This is a genomic window from Rhodanobacter koreensis (genome assembly GCF_054782855.1).
Map to the genome: position 1 here is coordinate 908,169 of NZ_BAAGRR010000001.1, position 18,958 is coordinate 927,126.

13 protein-coding genes are annotated in these 18,958 nt (G+C 64.5%); 6 read left to right on the plus strand and 7 right to left on the minus strand.

The window, feature by feature from the left end; genetic code table 11:
- Positions 1 to 156: 156 nt before the first annotated feature.
- Together ACYVKM_RS03865 and ACYVKM_RS03870 are read left to right on the plus strand one after the other, a co-directional pair.
- Positions 157 to 2,478, plus strand: coding sequence for a Tex family protein (locus ACYVKM_RS03865; RefSeq protein WP_460875908.1), 2,322 nt, complete (start codon positions 157 to 159; stop codon positions 2,476 to 2,478).
- 128 nt (positions 2,479 to 2,606) lie between these two features.
- Positions 2,607 to 4,460 carry an autotransporter outer membrane beta-barrel domain-containing protein gene (locus ACYVKM_RS03870; RefSeq protein WP_460875910.1) on the plus strand — a complete coding sequence of 618 codons (1,854 nt, stop codon included), beginning with the start codon at positions 2,607 to 2,609 and terminating at the stop codon, positions 4,458 to 4,460.
- 83 nt (positions 4,461 to 4,543) lie between these two features.
- Here ACYVKM_RS03870 and ACYVKM_RS03875 read toward each other — a convergent pair whose 3' ends face one another.
- From ACYVKM_RS03875 to ACYVKM_RS03905, 7 genes are all read right to left on the minus strand, one after another.
- Positions 4,544 to 5,362, minus strand: coding sequence for a YbaY family lipoprotein (locus ACYVKM_RS03875; RefSeq protein ID WP_460875911.1), 819 nt, complete (start codon positions 5,360 to 5,362; stop codon positions 4,544 to 4,546).
- Between the two features lie 226 nt (positions 5,363 to 5,588).
- On the minus strand, positions 5,589 to 6,872 hold the full coding sequence (gene purD, locus ACYVKM_RS03880) for a phosphoribosylamine--glycine ligase (RefSeq protein WP_460875913.1): 1,284 nt from the start codon (positions 6,870 to 6,872) through the stop codon (positions 5,589 to 5,591).
- Positions 6,873 to 6,970: 98 nt separating this feature from the next.
- On the minus strand, positions 6,971 to 8,356 hold the full coding sequence (locus ACYVKM_RS03885) for an AMP-binding protein (RefSeq protein WP_460875914.1): 1,386 nt from the start codon (positions 8,354 to 8,356) through the stop codon (positions 6,971 to 6,973).
- Between the two features lie 148 nt (positions 8,357 to 8,504).
- Positions 8,505 to 9,077, minus strand: coding sequence for an L-threonylcarbamoyladenylate synthase (locus ACYVKM_RS03890; RefSeq protein ID WP_460875916.1), 573 nt, complete (start codon positions 9,075 to 9,077; stop codon positions 8,505 to 8,507).
- Positions 9,078 to 11,579: a DNA topoisomerase I gene (locus ACYVKM_RS03895; protein ID WP_460875918.1), complete on the minus strand. Its 2,502-nt coding sequence runs from the start codon at positions 11,577 to 11,579 to the stop codon at positions 9,078 to 9,080. It abuts the gene before it with no gap.
- Positions 11,580 to 11,719: 140 nt separating this feature from the next.
- Positions 11,720 to 12,889 carry a DNA-processing protein DprA gene (gene dprA, locus ACYVKM_RS03900; RefSeq protein ID WP_460875920.1) on the minus strand — a complete coding sequence of 390 codons (1,170 nt, stop codon included), beginning with the start codon at positions 12,887 to 12,889 and terminating at the stop codon, positions 11,720 to 11,722.
- An 86-nt stretch (positions 12,890 to 12,975) separates the two neighbouring features.
- A complete protein-coding gene (locus ACYVKM_RS03905) occupies positions 12,976 to 14,145 on the minus strand; it encodes a LysM peptidoglycan-binding domain-containing protein (RefSeq protein WP_460875921.1) in 1,170 nt (389 codons plus the stop codon).
- A gap of 187 nt (positions 14,146 to 14,332) precedes the next feature.
- Here ACYVKM_RS03905 and def point away from each other — a divergent pair, with 187 nt between their 5' ends.
- The 4 genes from def to ACYVKM_RS03925 all read left to right on the plus strand — a co-directional run bounded on the left by def (position 14,333) and on the right by ACYVKM_RS03925 (position 18,954).
- On the plus strand, positions 14,333 to 14,842 hold the full coding sequence (gene def / locus ACYVKM_RS03910; RefSeq protein ID WP_460875923.1) for a peptide deformylase: 510 nt from the start codon (positions 14,333 to 14,335) through the stop codon (positions 14,840 to 14,842).
- Entirely contained in the window at positions 14,839 to 15,780 is a 942-nt protein-coding gene (fmt, locus tag ACYVKM_RS03915) for a methionyl-tRNA formyltransferase (RefSeq protein WP_460875925.1), read from the plus strand. Before def ends, fmt begins: the two co-directional genes overlap by 4 nt.
- A 26-nt stretch (positions 15,781 to 15,806) precedes the next feature.
- On the plus strand, positions 15,807 to 17,108 hold the full coding sequence (rsmB, locus tag ACYVKM_RS03920) for a 16S rRNA (cytosine(967)-C(5))-methyltransferase RsmB (RefSeq protein ID WP_460875927.1): 1,302 nt from the start codon (positions 15,807 to 15,809) through the stop codon (positions 17,106 to 17,108).
- A 124-nt stretch (positions 17,109 to 17,232) separates the two neighbouring features.
- Positions 17,233 to 18,954 (plus strand): ArnT family glycosyltransferase, encoded by a 1,722-nt coding sequence (locus ACYVKM_RS03925; protein WP_460875929.1) that lies wholly within the window; start codon positions 17,233 to 17,235, stop codon positions 18,952 to 18,954.
- Positions 18,955 to 18,958 lie beyond the last annotated feature (4 nt).

The window sequence follows — 18,958 nt, forward strand, 5'->3', positions numbered from 1 at the left end:
GGCGTTGTTCATCCACGGCGCCGCGACCCCGTCGCGGCGCCGTTTTCATTGGTGCCTATCGCGCATCGATGAAGTCGGGGGACCGCTTGCTATCATCATCGGCTCGATCCCATTCATTCGACGCGCCGCGTCGTTGCAAGGAACAGAAAGTCACCCATGCTCAGCATCGAACAACGCATTGCCAACGACATCGCCGCCAAGCCTGACCAAGTGCGGGCGGCTGTGGATCTTCTCGACGGTGGCGCCACCGTGCCGTTCATCGCACGCTACCGCAAGGAAGTGACCGGCGGTCTGGACGACACCCAGCTGCGCACGCTGGAAGAACGCCTGTACTACCTGCGTGAACTGGAGGACCGCCGCAGCGCGATCCTCGCCAGCATCGAGGAACAGGGCAAGCTGACCGATGCACTGAAGAATGATCTCCTCGCCGCCGACACCAAGGCGCGGCTGGAGGATCTGTACCTGCCTTACAAGCCCAAGCGCCGTACCAAGGCGCAGATCGCGCGCGAGGCCGGGCTGGAGCCGCTGGCGCTGGGCCTGCGCGAGGACCCCACGCTGACGCCGGAAACGTTCGCCGAGTCGTTTGTCGACACCGGGAAGGGCGTGGTCGATGTACGCGCCGCACTCGACGGCGCTCGCGCGATCCTGATGGAATCGATCGCCGAGAACGCCCAACTGGTCGGCGAGCTGCGCGACTGGCTGTGGGCACAGGGCCAGATCCGCGCCAAGGTAGTCGAGGGCAAGCAGAACGAAGGCGCGAAGTTCCGCGACTACTTCGACCACATCGAGCCGGTTGGCAAGATTCCCTCGCACCGCCTGCTGGCCTTGATGCGCGCCCGCAACGAGGGCGTGATCGAACTCGAACTCGCGCCAGCTGCTGACAGCGAGCAAGGTCACGCCGAAGGCGAAGGTCGCGTCGCCGCACACGCCGGCATCCACAACCGCGGCCGTGCCGCCGATGCGTGGTTGCGCGAAACCGTACGGTTGACCTGGCGGGTGAAACTGCATCTGCACCTCACACTCGATCTGTTCGGTCGCGTGCGAGAGAGTGCCGAGGACGAGGCGATCCGCGTGTTCGGCGACAACCTCAAGGATTTGATGCTGGCCGCACCGGCGGGCGCGAGCACGGTGATGGGCCTGGACCCGGGCATCCGTACCGGTGTCAAGGTCGCGGTGGTCGACGCCACCGGCAAGCTGCTCGCCACCGACACGATCTATCCGCACGAACCGCGGCGACAGTGGAACGAGTCGCTGGTGTCTCTCGCCAGACTCTGCAGGCAGCACGGCGTGAACCTGATCGCGATCGGCAACGGCACCGCCTCGCGCGAAACCGACAAACTGGCGGGCGAGCTGATCAAGAAACTTCCCGAGGCGAAACTGTCCAAGATCGTGGTGAGCGAGGCCGGCGCTTCGGTGTATTCCGCCTCGGAGACCGCCGCGAAGGAATTCCCCGATCTCGACGTGAGCCTGCGCGGCGCCGTCTCGATCGCGCGTCGTCTGCAGGATCCGCTGGCCGAACTGGTGAAGATCGAACCGAAGGCGATCGGCGTCGGCCAGTACCAGCACGATGTGAACCAGATCAAGCTGGCCCGTGCGCTGGACGCGAAAGTGGAAGACTGCGTCAACGCGGTCGGCGTCGACGTCAACACAGCCTCCGCCGCGCTTCTGTCGCGCGTGGCCGGCCTATCGTCGTCGGTCGCCGAGAACGTGGTGAAGCATCGCGATGCGAATGGTCCGTTTGCGAACCGCAAGGCACTCCTTAAGGTACCTCGCCTGGGCGACAAGGCTTTCGAGCAGTGCGCCGGCTTCCTGCGCGTGCCGAACGGCGACAATCCGCTGGATGCCAGCGCGGTGCATCCGGAAGCCTATCCGGTGGTCGAGCGGATCATCGCGCAGTGCGGCCGCGAGGTGCGCAACATCATCGGCGACAGCGGCTTCCTGCGCGCTCTGAAGCCCGAGCAGTTCACCAATGAGAAGTTCGGCGTGCCGACCGTGCGCGACATCCTGAAGGAACTGGAGAAACCCGGCCGCGATCCGCGCCCGGAGTTCGTTGCGCCGAGCTTTGCCGAAGGCGTCGAGGACGTGAAGGATCTCAAGCCCGGCATGATCCTCGAAGGCCGCGTCACCAACGTCGCCGCGTTCGGCGCCTTCGTCGACATCGGCGTGCACCAGGATGGTCTGGTGCATGTCTCCGCGCTGTCGCACACCTTCGTGAAGGATCCGCGTGATGCGGTGAAGGCCGGCGACATCGTCAAGGTCAAAGTGATGGAGATCGACCTGCCGCGCCAGCGCATCGGCCTCAGCATGCGCCTTGACGACGAACCCGGACAGGCACGCGGCGGGCGTGGCAACGACAATGCCGGCGACCAACGCGCCACACGTGGAGCACGACCCGGCGGCAACGTGCCAAAGGTGGCAACGGCGGCACCTGCCAACAGCGCGTTTGCCGATGCGCTGTCGCGCGCCATCAAGCGCTGACGAAGATCGCCGGAACCAGCATCCGCAGGTCCGGCATTCCATGATTGCAGCGCAGCATGCGCTTACGTATGGAATGCTTCACGATATGTCTTGGCTAACTTCTCGTTAACGAACACAGGAGCGTCACCATGTTCCATCCGCGCAAGATCGCCAGTGCCCTGGCTCTGGCATTGGCTTGTGCCAGCGTCGCGCATGCCGGCACAAGCCCGTTCGACAACGTGGTGGTGTTCGGCGACAGCCTGAGCGATGCCGGCCAGTTCTTCTCCACATCGCTCAACGAATACTCCAAGTTCACCACCAATCCCGGTGATGTGACCGTGCAGTTCGTGGCCAGCAAGTACGGCTTCAACCTGCAGCCATCACGTGTCGGTGGCAGCGACTATGCGTACGGCGGGGCCGGCGTGGTGACTGACGACAACGGACCGGATCCGACCATTCCAACCATCACCCAGCAGGTCACCGGCTATCTCGCCAATGGCGCCAAGGCCGATCCGCACAGCCTCTACATGGTCTGGGGTGGCGCGAACGACATCTTCTATCACTCCACCCAGTACGGCATTGGCACCATCATTGCCGGCGCTGGCGAGACGGCGGCGCAGGCGACCGCCAACATCAATGCGGCAGCCACCCAGGAGCTGGCGCTGATCAACCAGCTCAAGCAGTCCGGCGCGAATTATCTGGTGGTGTTCAACCTGCCGGACATCGGAGCGACACCGTCGGCGCACCAGGATGCCGCGCTGGTTCCGGGCATTGAGGCCTTCCTCACCGGTGTGTCGCAGTCCTACAACCAGACGCTGAATGCCGGACTGGGTTCGCACACACTCGCGGTCAATACCTACGCGTTGTTTGACCAGGTCGTGGCCAACCCGGCCAAGTACGGCTTCACCAACATCACCACGCCAGCCTGCACCACCTCCAGCTCGCATGACTGCGATGGCAGTACCCTGGTTGCGCCCGGCGCGAATCAGACCTACCTGTTTGCCGACGGCGTGCATCCGACCACCGCCGCGCACGCCATGCTGGCGCAGGTGGTGCTGTCCGAACTGGCCGCGCCACAGCAGATATCGCTGCTCGGCGAGGCACCGCTGGCCTCCTCGACCGAACAGACCGGTGTCTTGCGCAACCAGATGGCGAAGGACAGCTTGGGCGCCACCCAGCGCGCCTTCATCAACATCGATTACGCCCAGCAGCGCTTCGATGGCAGCAACGGTCTGCCGCAAACCAACAGCAACAACCTGAACCTCACGCTCGGCGGCGACATGCAGTTCGGCAACAACCTGTCGGGTGGTATCGCCCTCGGCGTGGCGCACAACAATGCCGGCATGTCCGGCGGCGGCGGTTACACGCTGAAGGATTACTCCGGGTTGGCTTATCTCACCTATCACGCCGGCGGGGGCTATGTCGGCGGTTATGCCAGCTATGGCGAATCCAGCTTCGATGACATCAACCGCAACTTCCAGGTGGGTGCCGCCAGCGTCACTGAAACCGGCAGCACCGATGGTTCGCATCGCGGCGTCGGCCTGACCGGTGGCTGGTGGTTCGATGTCGGCAGCCTCAAGACGGGTCCGTTCGCGAACATCGAATGGCAGGACATCAACATCGACAGCTACCACGAGAATGGCAATGACGCGACCGCCATGTGGTTCGGCAGCCAGCACCGCCCGGCGCTGATCTCCACCCTTGGCTGGCGCCTGCAGGGTCAGTGGCAGGTCAGCAGCCTGGTCATGACACCGTATGCCGAGCTGGCCTGGAACCATGACAGCAAGGCCGATCCGCGCGAGATCAGCACCGGCCTGAACACCATGAACGGTTCGTTCGCTCTCGCCGGTTTCGTACCGGACAAGACCTGGGGTACCGCCAGTGTCGGCCTGTCCGCCCAGCTCACCCCCAACGTGACCAGCTGGATCGGCTACAGCGGTCGTTTCAGCGACAACAGCCAGAAATACAACAGCCTCAACATGGGTTTCAAGATCGGCTTCTGAGCCCGTTGCCCCGCAGTACTAAAAGTAAAAAGGCCGTCCGCTTGCGCGGACGGCCTTTTCATTCCGGATGTGCGGAGACTGACTTACTTGTTCTNATCGAGCGTCTGCACGTCGCTGCCCACCTGATGCTGCTTCAACACCAGCGTGCCGTCATCGCTCCAGCCGGCGCGATCGATCGCACTTGGCTTCGCATTGCTGTTGGCCATGGTCTGCTGCACGATCGCCCACGGCTTACCGTCCTTGTAGGCGTAATCGGTGCTGGTGAAGCCCTTGTCGCCGTAGTCGACCAGCTCACGAATGAACTGGATCTGGCCCGCCTGACGGAACACCTGCCAGCCACGCGAGGCATTCGGCTCGAGCTTGGTGCCGTGGGTGACCTTCATGCCGCCGAGCTGCTTCTGAGCATCGGTGAACGCGGCCAGCACCTTCTCGCCGGCTGTCTGTTCCGCCACCAGCTCGATCGCCACGCCGTCATTCTTCCCGCCCTTGGCCAGCACTGGCGCCTGGATCTTCATCACGTAATGACGCTCGCCGTCGGTCAGGTTGGCCTGCACCACGTAGAGGTCACCCGACTTCACCTCGGCCGGGTTGAACGTCAACTGGAACGGCTGCGGAAACGTACCTGCCGGCGAGGTCTTGCTCGCCAGCGGAGCGGAACCCGCAGCTCCGGCCGATACGTCGACCAGGTTGATCACTAGCTGGGCAGTGGCCGACGGCTGGGTGGCTCCGCGCACCGAGATCGTGCCGCTCACCTCGTTGGCGGGCTTGGCCGCCACTGCCGTGTCTGCCGAGGCGGAAGGCGCCGCGCCGGTGTCCGTCGACTGCGACGGGGAAGAAGCATTATTGCAACCGGCCAGGGCCAGCGCTGCAACCGACATCAGCGACAAAACCGTCTTGCGCATGGGAAAACCTCATCAACGTGAAAGCAAGCGCGAAAGCTGTCAGGCGCCTGTGCGCCGCAACTCTACGCGGGGGAAGTTCCAAGCATAGCCCAAAAAGCCGGGCACGGAAAAGTCAAGCCATCCAATGGCATACCATGCGCAAGCGTACGCAAATCTCTGCGCGATCACGGCAATTCTTGATCAGCGCGGCTCACCACGCGTAGCCGACCGAGATCCGCGTATACGATCAATTGCGCCGCAAGGCCCGATGCGCGATGTCACGCCGACAGAAGGCGCCTTCGTAACCGATCTGCCTGACTGCGGCATAGGCCCGCTCGCGGGCGGCTGCGATGTCCCGGCCCAGCGCGCACACGGTCAGCACGCGTCCACCGGCGGTAACGGCGCGACCCTGGCCATCGAGCCGTGTGCCGGCATGAAAGACTTTGGTATCGCTGTCGATGGCCGCGTCCAGTCCCTCGATCACGTCACCGCTGCGTACCTTGCCAGGATACCCGCCGGCAGCCATCACCACGCCGATCGCCGGGCGCGGATCCCAGCGCGCCGTGGTGTCCTTCAACCGACCATCCAGCGCAGCGTCGATCAATTCGACCAGGTCGGATTTCAGGCGCAGCATGATCGGCTGGGTTTCCGGATCGCCGAAGCGGACATTGAACTCGATCACCTTCGGGTTGCCGGCCTTGTCGATCATCAGGCCGGCATACAGGAATCCGATGAAGGGAGCTCCCTCGGCGGCCATGCCGTGCAGGGTCGGCTCGATCACTTCCTTCAGGATCCGCTGCTCGACCTCGGGCGTGACCACCGGCGCTGGCGAGTACGCGCCCATGCCGCCGGTGTTCGGGCCGAGATCACCTTCGTCGCGACGCTTGTGATCCTGACTGGAGGCCATCGGCAACGCGTGACTGCCATCGCTCATCACGATGTAGCTGGCTTCCTCGCCATCGAGGAACTCCTCGATCACCACCCGTGCCGAGGCGTCGCCGAAGCTGTGTGCACCGAGCATGTCGTGCAGCGCCAGCTCCGCGTCGGCCAGGGTCAGTGCAACCACCACGCCCTTGCCGGCGGCCAGACCGTCGGCCTTGATCACGATCGGCGCGCCATGCTGACGCACATAGGCCAGCGCCGGATTCAGATCAGTGAACACGGCATAGCGTGCGGTGGGAATATTGTGACGCTGCAGGAAATCCTTCGCGAATGCCTTGGAGCCCTCCAGCTGCGCGGCGATCGCGCGCGGGCCGAAGATGCGCAGGCCGGCGGCGCGGAAACGGTCGACCACGCCGGCGACCAGAGGCACCTCGGGACCGACCACGGTCAGCCCGATCTTCTCGCGTTTCGCCAGCTGCAGCAGGCCGTCGAGATCGCCCATGGCGACATCGGCATTGCGCATGCCGTACTCATGCGCGGTACCGGCATTGCCCGGCGCCACGATCACCTCGTCGACCTGCGGCGACTGCCTGAGCTTCCACGCCAGCGCGTGTTCGCGGCCACCGCCGCCGATCACCAGAACCTTCATGCCTGCACTCCGAGAACCACCCATGCGCCACGCAGCGCAGGCGCGCATTGTAGCGGCAGCGGTGGATCAGCCGTGCAGTACGTGATGGCCGCCGCCCTTCAGTCGTGATGTTGCAGCAACTCCAGCAGCGCCGCCCGCGGCAGCTTGCCGGTCTCGTTGCGGGGCAGCGCCGTCACCAGGCGCAGCGGACGCGGCAGGAACAGCGGATCGATCGCACGGCGCAGCGCATTCAGGATGACGTGCTCGTCCAGCCCCGGCGCCACCGCCAGTGCAGCAATCCGATGCACACCGAGTGCATCGCCATCATCGAGCTGGAACACCACACCGTCCCGTACTCCGGGTATCGCCAGCAGGCGACGACTGAGATCGCCTAGCGAAGCGCGCTTGCCGGCGATCTCCAGCATGTCGGCATGACGACCACGCAGGCGAAAGCGGCGTCCGCCATCGGACAGGCTGACGATATCGGCCAGCGTGACCGGCTCGACCAATTGCGGCGCCTCGACGGCGGTGCCGTCCGGCTGCGGATGCAGGACGGCACTGTCGTACAGCAGCCAGTTCTCGTCCACGGTGGGACGACGACTGGCGAAAACGCAGGTTTCGGTAGAACCGAATACTTCCAGCAGCGGCGCTCCGAAGCAGCTCTCGGCAGACTGCGCGAGCTCGACCGGCAGCGGCGCGGTAGCCGAGACCATCGCAGCCAGCGGCGGCAGCGCAATACCGGATTCGACCAAGGCACGCAGATGCACCGGCGTGGTCACCAGCACCCGCGGCGCCGGTACCGCAGCCAGTGCAGCAGCCACGTCGGCAGGAAAGAACGGTCGTCCCGCATGGATGCCGACTCCGCCGAGCAACGGCAACAGCACCGACATCTCCATCCCGTACATGTGCTGCGGCGGTACCGTGGCGACCACCGTGAAATGCGCTCCGACGACCGCCTGCAGCATCGCCAGGTTTCCCGCATTGCTGGCGTGGAAACTGCGCCAGGTCTTCCGGTTCGCACTAGGCGACCCGGTGGAACCGGAGGTGTAGCCAATCGCCACTACCTGGTCGGCTGGAATCATCGGCCACACTGCATCCCACACTGCATCCGTTGCGGACGAAACCGCTGCCTCCAGCACCGGCAACGGGTGATAGCCCCGCGGTGCCGGGTCCAGCAGCTGTTCGCCCAGCGCATAACAACCCGGATGCGCTGCCATCACCTCGTCCACCGCCTGTGGCGCACGCGACGATGGCAGCAGATTGGTCTGACCGCGCAAGACGACCGCGCAGAACGCTACCAGGAAGGCATAACGATCCTCGCACAGGTTCACGGCAGCGGTGGCCGAGGGCAGCCCGGCAGCCACGGCACGCACATGCGTCAGGAACTGCGCGGCACTCACCGCGTAGTCTTGACGCCATGCCAGCACCCGCGCCGAGTCGGCCGCATCGAGCAATGGCAACAACTCTGGCGCTTCATGCTGGTAGGTGTCGTAAACGATGGCCACTCGCCGTCTCCCTTGCTATCCGGTGCATTGCGTCGGGATACAGCATCGCGCCAGCTGATGAACGCCGACGTGAATGGCACAGACTGTCGTCCCGCAGCGGTTCAGCTGCCGCATGGCGGCTTTCGATCCGGCGCGTTCCCCAGGACGCTCACGGGCGAATGATAGCGCCCGTGAGCGCATCGCGGATCACCGTGGGGCTGGCCTGTCCGCCCAGCGGCGCATCCAGCACCCCGTCCAGCGCATCACCGAAGTAATCCATCACGGTCTGCGCCGAGCGCGCCGGGGGCTGGCCATGCGGATTCGCACTGGTCGATACCAGGGCACCGCCGAATGCCCGACACAACGCAGCCGCAGGTTCGTGCGCGGTGACTCGCAGCGCAATGCCGGCGTGTGCACCGGCGACCCATTCCGGTACATCCGCCGAACGAGGAAACACCCAGGTATGAGGTCCCGGCCAACTGGCCAGCACCTGTTGCATGACTTCGGGCGGCACAGCAGCCCGTTCGATATAGCGCTCGACCTGGGCAAGATCGGCGGCGATCAACAGCACGCCCTGCGTCGGCGGGCGCTGCTTCAGGGCAAACAACCGTTCGAAGGCTTCGCGATCATGCGGATGGCAGCCGAGACCGAATACCGCCTCGGTCGGATAAGCCAGCACACCTCCCTTGCGCAGCAATCGAGCGGGAGCATGGAGGTCAGCCAGGGTGAAGGTGCGCCGCACTCAGGCCTCGGTTTTGCTGGCAGCCGTCTTCCTGGTTGCCGCCTTCTTTGCTGCGACCTTCTTCGTCGCCGCCTTCTTGGAGGCAGTCTTCTTCGTCGCGGTTTTCTTGGCAGCTGCCTTCTTTGCCATTGGCGCTGCCTTCTTCACTGCAACTTTTTTGGTGGCCGTCTTCTTGGCAACCGTCTTCTTGCCGAAGCGGCCCTTGCGCACCGGTGCGGCTGCAAGCAGTTCGAGGCACTGTTTCTCCGTCAGCTCCTTCGGCTCCTGCTCTTTCGGAATGCGCGCGTTTTTCTCGCCATCGGTGATGTAGGCGCCATAGCGGCCATTCAGCACCTGCACGCCGTTGCCGAAATCGAGGATCAGTCGGTTGGCCAGCATCTCCAGTTTTTCCTGCACGATCTGCAGTGCGCGTGGCAATTCGATCGTGTACGGGTCGTCCTCGGCCTTGAGCGAGGCATAGGTACTACCCTGCTTCACGAACGGTCCGAAGCGGCCGACACCGACCATCACCTCGTCGCCGTTCTCCGCAACGCCAAGCTGACGCGGCAGCTTGAACAGCTCAAGTGCTTCGGCAAGCGTAATCGTATGCATGCTCTGGCCTGGGCGCAGCGAGGCAAAGGTCGGCTTGTCCTCGTCGTCCTTGGTGCCGATCGCGGCATAAGGCCCGAAACGACCCAGCCGCACCGACACCGGCTTGCCGGTTTTCGGATCGCTGCCGAGTTCGCGCGCGCCGGTGGCCTCGCTGCGATCGACCGACTCGGTCTTCTCCTCCACCTGCTGCTTGAATGGCAGCCAGAAGCGCTCCATCAACGGCACCCAGGCCTCCTCGCCACGGCTGACCGCATCGAGTTCGTCTTCCATCTTCGCGGTAAAGTCGTAGTCGACGTAGCGAGTGAAATGCGCAGTGAGGAACTTGCTGACCGCACGGCCGACGTCGCTGGGCTTGAAGCGACGACTGTCGAGAAAAACGTATTCGCGGTTCTGCAGCACCTGGATGATGCTGGCGTAGGTCGACGGGCGACCGATGCCATGCTCTTCCAGTGCCTTGACCAGGCTGGCTTCGGAATAGCGCGGCGGCGGTTCGGTGAAATGCTGGTCCGCAGCGATTTCGTGCAGCGGCACCTGCTCGCCCACCGTCAGTCGCGGCAGGCGACGACCTTCGTCGTCATCCTCGGCGGTCTTCTGGTCGCGGCCTTCCTCGTAGACGGCGAGGAAGCCGGGGTCGATCACGGTGGTTCCGCTGGCGCGGAACGAGGCGTCACCACCGGCGACCTCACGCAACGCAAATTCCACCGAGACGGTGTTCAGCGTGGCATGGATCATCTGGCAGGCGACGGTGCGCTTCCAGATCAGTTCGTACAGCTTGCGCTGATCGTCGTTGAGGAAGGCCGCAATCGACTTCGGCGTATGCATCGCCGAGGTCGGGCGGATCGCCTCATGCGCTTCCTGGGCGTTCTTCGACTTGGTCTTGTAGACCTGTGGCGCATCCGGCAGCGCATGACCACCGAAGTCGCGCGCGATCAACTGGCGCAACTCGGCCAGTGCGTCGTCGCCGAGCATGGTGGAATCGGTACGCATGTAGGTGATCAGACCGACATTGCCCTCGCTGCCGAGCGCCACGCCTTCGTACAGCCCCTGCGCCACCTTCATCGTGCGACTGGTGGTGAAGCCGAGCTTGCGTGCGGCCTCCTGCTGCAGGGTGGAGGTGGTGAATGGTGCGGCCGGGCGACGCTTGCGCTCTTTCGAGCCGACATCGCTGACCGTGAGGTTGCCGTGGGCAGCCTGCTTCAACGCAGTGCGTGCAGCCAACGCATCGGCCTCGTTGGTGAGGTCGAACTGCTCGAACTTCTTGCCATTGAGTTTGCTCAGGCGCGCGGTGAAATCGCCTTCGGCGTGTTTCAGTTGCGCCTCGATCGTCCAGTATTCGCGTGCCTTGAACGCCTCGATCTCTTCTTCGCGCTCGACGATCATGCGCAATGCCGGCGACTGTACGCGGCCGGCAGAGAGGCCGCGCTGCACCTTGCGCCACAGCACCGGCGACAGGTTGAAGCCGACCAGGTAGTCCAGCGCGCGACGGGCCTGCTGTGCGTCGACCAGGTCGTGCGACAACTGGCGCGGCGCGGCCACCGCGGCCTTGATGGCCTTCGGCGTGATCTCGGAGAACACCACCCGGTGCAACTGCTTGCCTTTGGTGAGACCTCGTTCCTTCAGGATCTCGCTGATGTGCCAGCTGATCGCCTCGCCTTCGCGATCCAAGTCGGTCGCCAGATAGATGTCGTCGGCCAGCTTGGCCGCCTTGGCGATCGCGTCGACGTGCTTCTCGTTGCGCTCGATCACTTCGTAGGCCATGGTGAAACCATGCTCGGTGTCGACCGCGCCCTCCTTCGGCTTCAGGTCACGCACGTGACCGTAGGAGGCGAGAACCTGGAAGTCCTTGCCAAGGTATTTGTTGATCGTCTTGGCCTTGGCCGGTGATTCGACGATGAGCAGGTTTTTTGCCATGAAGCGGGGTTTCCAGAAGCGAACCACCGGCGTTTGCGGCGCCGGACATATATATATAGTTGAAACCATGCCGTGCCAGCGGCTGTCAAGCCCGAGCCACCTGGCAACACGCTCCGACCAGCACGGACAGGTGCGATCCATCAAGCCTGCAACCGCTGGTAGCGATTGCCCGGCAGACTCTCGACCGTGCCCTCCAGTTCCAGCATCAACAGCATCGATGACACCGCCGCGGAGGACTGCCCGCTACGCTGAACAAGTTCGTCCAACGTCGCTGGATCGTGACCAAGTTCAGTCAACAACTGCTGATATTCAGGATCGACAAGCCACTGGGAAGGTCCGCTAGGGTGATGCACTGCAGACCTTTTCGCGGACTGTTCGGTTTCGCCGTTGCCGATTTCCGTGCCCAGCCGCAAAGCCAGTTCGTTGCCAAGCATGCGCGCTGCCGGAGTCAATGTCTCGATAATCTCGGCGGCGGTCTCCACCAGTCGCGCACCTTCGCGTATCAGACGATGGCAGCCACGGGCGAGCGGATTATGGATGGAACCGGGTAGCGCGAACACCTCGCGGCCCTGCTCGGCGGCCAGTCGCGCCGTGATCAGTGAGCCTGATTGCAGGCCGGCCTCGATCACCAGCGTACCCAGCGACAGACCGGCAATGAGCCGGTTGCGTCGCGGGAAATGATCGGCACGCGGCGCCGTGCCGGGTGGAAACTCGCTGACCAGCGCACCCTGTCCGGCGATGCAACGGGCCAGTGCATGATGCTTGCGCGGATACACCCGGTCCGGTCCGGTACCGATCACCGCCAGCGTCGGCACACCGGCATCGAGCGCCGCCGCATGGGCCGCGCCATCGATACCATCGGCCATGCCACTGGTGATCACGAAGCCGGCCCGAGCCAGCGCATCGGCAAAAGCGCGGGCATGCGCCAACCCGGCCGCACTGGCGCTGCGCGCTCCCACGATGGCGACCTGCGGATGAAGCAGCAGGCTGGCGTCACCTGCCACGAACAGTGCGGCTGGCGGTTGCGGGATGTTCTCGAGTTGCGGCGGGAAATCCGCCTCGGTGCAGCGCAGCAGCCGATGCCCCGGCGCGGCCAGCCAGGCCAGGTCAGCCACAAGGCACGCCTCGTCGGGCTGCTTCAGCCATGCCTGCGCCAGTTCGCCGAGCGATACGGCGTGGTGCTGCAGCTGCGCCAGCACTACTTCGATATCACCACTTGCCGCAGCCAATCGCTCGCGCAAGCCACCCGGCCCCAGCCCCGGCGTCCGCAATGCGATCAGCCACGCGCGCAATTCATCCATGACGTCCATGCATGCAGTTTAAGGATCGAGTGCAAACAGAAACGGCGCGGTGGTGGCCGCGCCGTGCTGTAGGAAAGGGCCGATATCGGTCCGAATCAATCCGGCGCGCGCAGGCGGCCGCCGATATGCACCGGGCGCAGACCGTCCATCACCAGACCATAACTGACCCGATCGAAAGTACGGAACACCATGACATGGGCAACATATTCGTCCGGCAGCTTGACCGTCTTGCCGATACCCCGGTTCCAGCTGTTGCTGGCGACGTCGTCGTGCACGGTTTCACCGGGCTCGTAGACGGAGAATGTCTGGCCATTGTCGACCCCGTCCCTGGCACCGATCGACAACAGGATCACCTGGCGCGAACCGGCCGCGTCCATCGCATCGGCAAACCCGATCACCTTGGCATTGGCTGGCACCGATTTCGGTGCATGCGGGTAGAAGTACGGATCGTATGGCGTGTCGTCGACCGGCATGATGCGGTCGCCACTGCGGATCTCCATGGTCGAATCGAGCAGCAGCAGAGTCGACGGATCACCCATGCGCAGCGTCTCGGCCGTGCCGATCACGCTGACCTCGACACCGAGGTCGGCGCCACGACCGCCATGATGCCCGTCACCGACTTCGACACCGAGGTCGGCGCTACCACCGTAATGCCCGTAGTTCTCGGTATCCTCGCGCCAGGGGGCATTCACCATAGCCGCATCGCTGTCCAGACTGTGACCGACCAGATCAGCCTTGGCCGGATCGTTCTGATCGAAGCCGCGGAACATATGGGTTGGCCGCACGATCGCCCAGCGCTGGCCAGGTTCGCCCTGCAGGCCACGCACATAGATGTTCTGCCCCACCGTGCCGCGCAGGCGCGCCTCCTCGAGGCCGACCACATACGGTGCAGAGCTGACGGCATTGGAATCCATCACCCGCATGTCCTTGAGAAATATCTTGAGCTCGGACAGCGGAATCGCCGGCACGGCCTCGCCTTCGCGATGCACGCTCGGCTGCAACCCCAGACGCGGGCCGTTGATGAAGGACAGGTTGAGCACGTCGCCCGGATAGATCAGGTGCGGATTGCGCACTTGCGGATTGGCCTGCCAGATCTCCGGCCACAGCCACGGCTTGGACAGGAATTTGGCGGAGATGGCCCACAGGGTATCGCCCCGGCGTACGGTATAGCTGTCCGGGTGATCGGCTCGCAGTTGCGCGCCCGCCGCATACACGGCCACGGTGACCAGCATGCCGGCCAGCAAGACGATTAGCTTTCTGAACATTGGCGGGAATCCCCCTTCCCCAGAGCTCGGCCGAGTGTAACCGAATGGTTAAAGTGCGCAACAGGTTTCAGTTGGCAAAAATCGTCTGCGCTCGGATGTTTGCCGACGTACAATAAGGCACATTCTAGATCGCGCCGGGGATGGGTTTTACCAAACCGCCCGCACTTTCGGCGCCGAGGCAAAATCCATGTCCGTACTATCCATTCTTGAATTTCCCGACCCGCGCCTGCGTACCCGTGCCACACCGGTGCAGGTGTTCGACGCCAGGCTGGAGCAGCTTGTCGCCGACCTGTTCGAAACCATGTACGCCGCCAACGGCGTCGGCCTGGCGGCGACCCAGGTCAATGTGCACCAGCGTGTGCTGGTGGCGGACATGAGTGACGACCGCAAGCAGCCGCTGGCGCTTGTCAATCCGCAGATCCTCGAAAAGGACGGCTCGCAGGTCTATCAGGAAGGCTGCCTGTCGTTTCCCGGTCTGTATGCCGATGTCACCCGTGCGTTGAGCGTGAAAGTGAAGGCGCAGGATGTTCATGGCCGGGAAATCGTCGTCGAGGCCGAAGGCCCGCTGGCCGTATGCATCCAGCACGAGCTGGATCACCTGGATGGCAAGGTATTCGTGGACTACCTTTCGCCGCTGAAACGGGCACTGCTCCTGAAGCGTCTGGACAAGCAGCGCAAGCAGGCGGCGAGTGCTTGAATAGTCCAGGCTTGCGGCTGGTCTTCGCCGGCACCCCGGAGTTTTCCGTCCCCTGTCTCAAGGCCTGTCGCGCCAGCGGCGCCGAGGTGGTGGCCGTGTATACCCAGCCCGACCGACCGGCCGGACGTGGCCGCAAGCTCACCCCCAGTCCGGTGAAGCAGGCCGCGCTGGCCGCCGGCCTCGCGATCGAACAGCCCGAATCGCTGAAGTCCGCCGAGGCGCAGCAGCGGCTCGCGGCGTACCGGCCCGACCTGCTGGTGGTGGTCGCCTACGGCCTGATCCTGCCACGCAAGGTGCTGGCGATCCCGAACCTGGGGTGCTGGAACGTGCACGCCAGCCTGCTGCCGCGCTGGCGCGGCGCGGCGCCGATCCAGCGCGCCATTCTTGCCGGCGATACTGAAAGCGGCGTCGATCTGATGCAGATGGAAACCGGCCTCGACACCGGTCCGGTGCTGCTGCAACGGCGCACCCCGATTACCGACAAGGACACCGGCGGCACACTGCACGACCGCCTGTCTGCGCTGGGCGCCGACGTGCTGGCCGAAGGTCTGCGCCGCACACTGGCCGGCGAGACGCTGGCCGTCACGCCGCAATCGGATGCAGGCGTCATGTACGCACACAAGCTGGACAAGGCCGAAGCGAAACTCGATTTCAACAAGCCCGCAATCGAGCTGGAACGCCAGGTGCGCGCGTTTGATCCGTGGCCCGTCGCCGAGAGCGCAATCGCCGGCGAATCATTGCGGATATGGGCCGCCCAGGCGATCGAGCTCGATCACCATGCCGCACCGGGCAGCGTGCTCGCCGCCGGCCGTGACGGTATCGATCTGGCCTGTGGCCACGGCGTACTGCGCATCACAGCCTTGCAGCGCGCGGGTGGCAAACGCATCGGCGCGCTCGACTACCTCAACGCGCGTCCCGAACTGCGCCAGCCCCGATGAGGCCAACTCCGAATGAAGTGCGGCCGATGAAAACCGATACCCGCGCACTGGCGGCCAGGGGGTTGGCCGAAGTCGCCCTGCGCGGCGCCTCACTGCGCGACGTGATGGAGCGCCACGCGCCACGCCTGGCCGATCCACGCGACCGCGCCTTGCTGATGGCCCTGCTGAGCGAAGGTGCGCGCTGGTGGCTGCGTTTCGATGCGGCGGTCGATGCCTTGCTGGAAAAGCCGCTGCGGCACAAGGATCCGGCCATCCATGCCCTGCTGGTGCTGGGTCTGGTCCAGCTGGAAATCCTCGAATTGCAGGACTATGCGTCGGTGGCGGCCACGGTCGAGGCCACCCGTGCACTGCAGCGGCCGCAACTGACCGGGCTGGTCAATGCCGTATTGCGTCGCTGGCAACGCGAGCGCGAAGGCCTGCTCGCCAGACTCGATGCCAAGCCGCAGACCCGCCATGCGCATCCCGCATGGCTGGCTGCCGCCTTGCAGCGCGACTGGCCCGAGCAGGCCGACGCGGTGATGGCAGCCGACAACCGCGAACCTCCGCTGATGCTGCGCGCCAATCGCCAGCGCAGCAGACGAGAAGGCCTGATCGAACAGTTGCAAGCTGCCGGTCACGGCGCCGAGGCGCACCCCTGGCTGGTCGATGCCCTGGTGCTGCCGCATAGCACCGATGTCACCCGCCTGCCCGGCTTCGAAGACGGCCTGTTTGCCGTGCAGGACGGCGCCGCGCAGGTAGCTGCCGACCTGGCCGATCTCAGGGATGGCCTGCGCGTACTCGACGCCTGCGCCGCGCCCGGCGGCAAGGCCTGCCACTTGCTCGAACGCGCGGATATCGACCTGACTGCGCTGGAGTTCGACCCCAAACGGGCCGAGCGCATCCGCCAGAACCTGATGCGCCTGCGACTGAATGCCAAGCTGGTGATTGGCGACGCCGGCGCGCCGAAGGGCTGGTGGAAAGGCCAGTCCTTCGACCGCATCCTGATCGACGCGCCCTGTTCGGCCACCGGCGTGTTGCGCCGTCGGCCCGACGTACGCCTGCATCGGCGCGAAAGCGATATCGCCGCCATGCAGGTGCAGCAGCGCCGGATCCTGTCGGCACTGTGGCCACTGTTGGCACCTGGCGGCCGGTTGCTCTACATCACCTGTTCGGTACTGCGTACGGAGAACGAGGCGATCGTCAGCGAACTGCTTGCCACCCAGCCCGATGTACAGGCCGTGGCATTCACCCTGCCTGAGGGCCACGCCGCATCGGTGGGCTGGCAGATCCTGCCTGGCGACGGCGACCTCGACGGCATGTATTACGCAGTGCTGCAGAAGCGCCGCTAAGACGATCCTCGGTCGGTCACGGAACTCTGTCGACGTTCCTGCATTCGCGCCGAGTCTCCAACCACCGGGCTATGCTTGACCACATTGATTGCCATTGTTTGCCGCTGACTGAAACCGCCGACACGTGAAACCTTGCCCCCTCCTGTCCCATGCCCGCCCGCTGTGGTTGCACAGCGCTCGCCAGGAATTGCTCCTGTTCGGCCTGTTCGCGCTGCTGTTGCTTGGCCTCGGTATCGGTCTGCGCGACCCTTGGCCGTCCGACGAGCCGCGCTTCGCACTGGTCGCGCAATGGATGGTCGAGCATGGCCAATGGCTGTTCCCGCACCGCGGCCATGAGTTGTATCCGGACAAGCCGCCGGTATTCATGTGGCTGCAGGCGCTCAGCTACTTTCTTGTGCGCAACTGGCGGGTAGCGTTCCTGCTGCCGTCACTGGCTGCCGCACTGGGTACGCTGGCGCTGGTCTACGACCTCGCGCGCCGGTTGTGGAATCACCGCAGTGCCCTGTTTGCCGCAGCCACGCTGCTGGTCACGATCCATTTCAGCTACCAGATGCGCAACGCGCAGATCGACCCGCTGCTGCTGGGCTGGATCACCCTGGCCAACTACGGCCTGCTGCGCCATCTGCTGCTGGGCCCGTCATGGCGCTGGTTTGGCGTGGGCTGCTTCTTCGCCGGCGTCGGCGTGGTCACCAAGGGTGTCGGGGTACTGGCGCTGCTGCTGCTGATTCCTTATGTGGTCGCGCGTCGTGGCCACTGGCGCCAACTGGCGCTGCCGCGCGGTGGCTGGCACTGGGCCGGCGGGTTGGCACTGTTCCTCATACCGATTCTGGCGTGGCTGCTGCCGATGCTGCTGGTCGCCCGCGCCGACGGCGATCCGCAGCACGCCGAATATGTGCAGAACATCCTGTTCGGGCAAACCGTGCATCGCTACGCCGCACCTAGCGGACATATCCATTCGCCATTCTATTTTCTCGGCATCATCGTGGTCGACTGGCTGCCGCTTTCGCTGTTGCTGCCATGGGCACTCCCGGCCTGGTGGCGTCGACTGAAGCGACGCGATGCACGCTTCCTGCTGCCGCTGGGATGGATCGTGCTGGTGCTGCTGTTCTTCTCGTTCAGTCCCGGCAAGCGCGATGTCTATATCTTGCCGGCCCTGCCGATGACCGCGCTGGCGCTGGCGCCTCTGCTGCCCGGCCTGCTGCGCCGGCGCGGCGTGCGTCTTGCGGTGCTCGCGCTGACTCTGCTGCTGGCGACGGGGCTCACTGTCGCCGCCGTACTGGCGATCCATTGGCATCCAGCCTGGGCCGGCAAGATCGAGCTAAGCCTGGACCCGCAGATCTGGTGGCTGCTGCTGGGCATGGGCTTGACCGGCTTGCTGATCGCCGCGCTCACACGGCTGCGTCACGCGCCACTGGGCTGGTTGCTGTTCGCCTTTGTCCTGTGGGGTATGTACGGCATCCGGGGCTATCCGATGCTCAACGGCGACCGTTCGGCGCGCGACGTCATGCTGCATGCACGCGCCATCGCCGGACCCGACGCTACCATCGGCCTGCTCGCCTGGAAGGAACAAAACCTGCTGATGGCGCAGGGACCGGTCACCGAATTCGGGTTCCTGAAATCCTGGCCACAGCAATATGTCGATGCAGTCAGCTGGCTGCAGCAGGATCCTGCGCATCGCTGGATCTTCAGCCTCGACGACGCCATGGGCACCTGCGTGGACCGCCACCATGCCATTTATGTCGGCCACGCCAACCGTCGCGAATGGTGGATGTTCAGGATCGATGCGGTGATGCCCGGCTGCATCCCTCGCATGAGTGAAAATGGCACCGACGACACTGAATACTGAGGGT